This is a genomic window from Saccharothrix carnea (assembly GCF_003014735.1).
GTDB lineage: Bacteria > Actinomycetota > Actinomycetes > Mycobacteriales > Pseudonocardiaceae > Actinosynnema > Actinosynnema carneum.
The window spans coordinates 115,600-118,965 of sequence record NZ_PYAX01000004.1; the positions used below are offsets into that span (position 1 = coordinate 115,600).

Below are 3,366 nucleotides of genomic sequence, written 5' to 3' on the forward strand. Positions count from 1 at the left end.
GTCAGAGCTCCTCTTCAAGCTCGGCGGCGAGTTCCTCGGCGATTTCGTCCGCGATCTCCAGCAGCAGCGCGCTGGCCGAGAAGGCGCGCTCCTCCTCCTCCTCCTGCTCGGCGGAGGTGTCGTCGGGTGCGGACTCGTCGGCCTGCGACCCGGCCTCGTCGTCGCTGCCCGTGCTGTCGAGGTAGGCGGCGAGCGAGGCGATGGAGGTGTGCTGGAAGAGCTGGACCAGCGGCACGTTGCGGTCCAGCACCTTGCGCAGCCGGTTGTTGATCGTGAGCAGGTTGAGCGAGTTGATGCCCAGGTCGAAGAAGTTGCGGTTGACGTCGATGGTCTCGACGGGCACCAGGTCGGCGATGATGTCGAACAGGATCCGCACCACGTCGGACACCGGGCCGAGGTCCGGCGCCTGCCGGACCGCCTCCGGCTCGGGCCGGATCTCCGCCAGCCGCGTCCGGTCGACCTTGCCGCTCTTGTTCAACGGGATCCGGTCGAGCTGCGCCAGGCCCGCGGGCACCATGTACGGTGCGACCTTCTTCAGCATCGCCTGCCGCACCGCGTCCGGCGCGATCGGCTCGCGGGCGACGTAGTAGCCGCGCAGGCTCTTCTCCCCGTCCACCTCGACGCAGATCACGGCGGCGTCCTCGATGCGGTCCAGCGACCGCAGCACGCTCTCCACCTCGCCGAGCTCGACCCGGAAACCGCTGATCTTGACCTGGTCGTCGGCGCGGCCGAGGTAGTCGAACGTGCCGTCGGGCAGCTCGCGGACGAGGTCGCCGGTGCGGTACAGCCGGTGGCCGGGCAGCGCGGGCACCGTGACGAACGCGGCGAGGTCGAGGTCCGGCCGGTTGTGGTAGCCGCTCGACACGCCGTCGCCGCCCACGCACAGCTCGCCGATCGCGCCCGGCGGCAGGACGTTCAGGCCCCGGTCCAGGACGTGGGCCGAGGAGTGCGCCAGCGGGCGACCGATCGGGATCCGCTCGCGGTGCAGGTCCTCGGCGCGGATCTCGTGCGTCGTGGAGAACGTCGTGTTCTCGGTGGGGCCGTAGCCGTTGGTGATCCTCAGGTTGGGGCACGCGGCGCGGACCTTCACCAGGTGCTGGACCGACAACGCGCTGCCGCCCACGAGGAGGTGCTCCAGCCGGTCGAAGATCGCCGGGTCGTAGGCGCACAGCTGGTTGAACAGCGGCGAGGTGAGCCACATGGCCGTCACCTGGTTGCGCTTGATCGTGTCGCGCATCAGGTCGCCGTCGAGCACGTCCAGCTCGTCGGCCAGCACCAGGGTCGCCCCGAACAGCATCGTCCCCCAGATCTCGAACGTGCTGGCGTCGAACGCGGGCGAGCCGGTGAACATGACGACCTGGCGGTCGTGGAAGTCGAAGAACTCCTGGTCGGCGACCAGGCGCAGGATGTTGCGGTGGGTGATCCGGCAGCCCTTGGGGGTGCCGGTGGAACCCGACGTGTACATCAGGTAGGCGGTGGCGCCGTTGAGGTTGCGCAGACGCGGGAACGGCGGCACGTCGCCGGCGGGCCTCGACACCAGCAGCACCCGGGACGACGACGGCACCTTGTCGGCGTACTCCGGCACCGTGCACAGGTGCTCCACGCCCGCGTCGGCGACGACGTACTCGACCCTGGGCTTGGCGTCCTTGGTGTCGATCGGGACGTAGAAGTTGCCGTTCTTGAGCAGGCCGAGGATCGCCGCGATCAGCTCCGGGCGGCGGTCCGCGAGCACGCCGACCGCCGTGCCCGGCACGACGCCGCGGTTCTTCAGCTCCCACGCGACGGCGTCCGACCAGCGGTCGAGCTCGGCGTAGCTGTACTCCTCGCCCCGCCACACCAGCGCGGTCTTGTCGCCGTGGGACGCGACGACGTCGGCGAACACGTCCACCACCGAGGAGTCCAGCAGAGCGGACGGAGCCGCCTGCGGCGCCGGGGCGTCCTCCGCCCGGCCGTCGCCGAGCGCGATGTCCGCCACCCGCACCCGCGGGTCGTCCACGGCGGCCGTGAAGACGCGCACCAGGCAGCGTTCCAGCTCCCGGATCAGCCCCGGCGCGTAGTGGTTCTCGTTGTAGGCGAACGTGATCGCGAACTCGGCGCCGGGGTTGACCACGATGTGCAGGTCGTAGCTCGTCCGCTCGAAGACCTCCACGCCCTCGAACGCGAGCCCGTCACCCTCGTCGCCGCCGAAGTCCTGCAGCTGCTCGGACAGCGGGTAGTTCTCGAAGGCGACGACGTGGTTGAGGAGCTTGTTCTTCAGCGGGGTGACGCCCTGGATCTCGTGCAGCGCGTAGTGCTCGAAGGCGTTGGCGCGCAGGTAGGACTCCTGCACGTCGCGGCACAGCCCGGCGAAGTCCTGGTCCGCGCCGGCCGTCACGCGGACCGGCTGGGTGTTCGCGAACAGCCCCACCGCCTCGCCGATGCCACTCAGCTCCGTACCGCGCCCGGACACGACGCTGCCGAAGACGACGTCGTCGGCGTAGTTGAACTTCTGCAGCACGACGCCCCAGGCGGCCTGGAAGACGGCGCTCTGCGTCACCTGCGCCTCCTGCGCGAACCGCTTCAGCCCTTCGTGCAGCTCGGCGGGCAGGACGAACCGGTGCGTGGCGCCGCGGTAGCTACCGGGACGCGGGTCGGCGGGCAGCACGGCCTCGTTCTCGTAGCCGTCCAGCACCTCCGCCCAGTACCGCCGGGCGTCCTCGCCGCGCTGCCGCTCGTACCACGCGATGTAGTCGCGGTAGGGCAGCACCTCGTGCCGCGGCTGGAACGAGCCGGAGGTCGTCAGCTCCTCGTAGTAGCCCATCATCGTCCCGAACAGCGGGCCGAGCGACCAGCCGTCCAGGATGATGTGGTGGAAGGTGAAGACCAGGCGCCAGCGCCGGTCGCCGACCCGGATCAGGGTCGCCCGCAGCAGCACGTCGGTGCTGAGGTCGAACCCCTTCGCGCGGTCGGCGACCTTGAACTCCTCGACGTCCCGGTCGAGCTCGGGCCGGTCGCGGTAGTCGCGGACGTCGAGCGCGGGCGCCCAGTCCTTGAGCACGATCTGGTACGGCTCGTCGGTGTTGCGGTACGAGAAGATCGTGCGCAGCACGCTGTAGGTCCGGGACACGCCGGCGAGCGCGGTGCGCAGGTGCTCGACGTCCACCTCGCCCGCGATCACGAAGTCGAACTGCTCCACGTAGGCGTCCGAGCCCGTGTCCACGGCATGGCTGAACAGCATGCCCTTCTGCATCGCGGCCAGGCCGGAGATGGACTCGATGTTGTCTTTGTCAACCATGAACCAGGCTCTCTACTTCGCCCTGACGCGGTGCTCAGGTCGTGGTGGCCGCAGGCCGGTGCTGGGGTGTTCGGTCGTGGTCATGGCGCCGG

At 69.8% G+C, this 3,366-nt stretch carries 1 protein-coding gene; it reads right to left on the reverse strand.

Annotated elements, in window-relative coordinates; translation table 11 throughout:
* Position 1 precedes the first annotated feature (1 nt).
* A complete protein-coding gene (locus B0I31_RS12430) occupies positions 2–3,274 on the reverse strand; it encodes a non-ribosomal peptide synthetase (RefSeq protein WP_106615524.1) in 3,273 nt (1,090 codons plus the stop codon).
* Positions 3,275–3,366 lie beyond the last annotated feature (92 nt).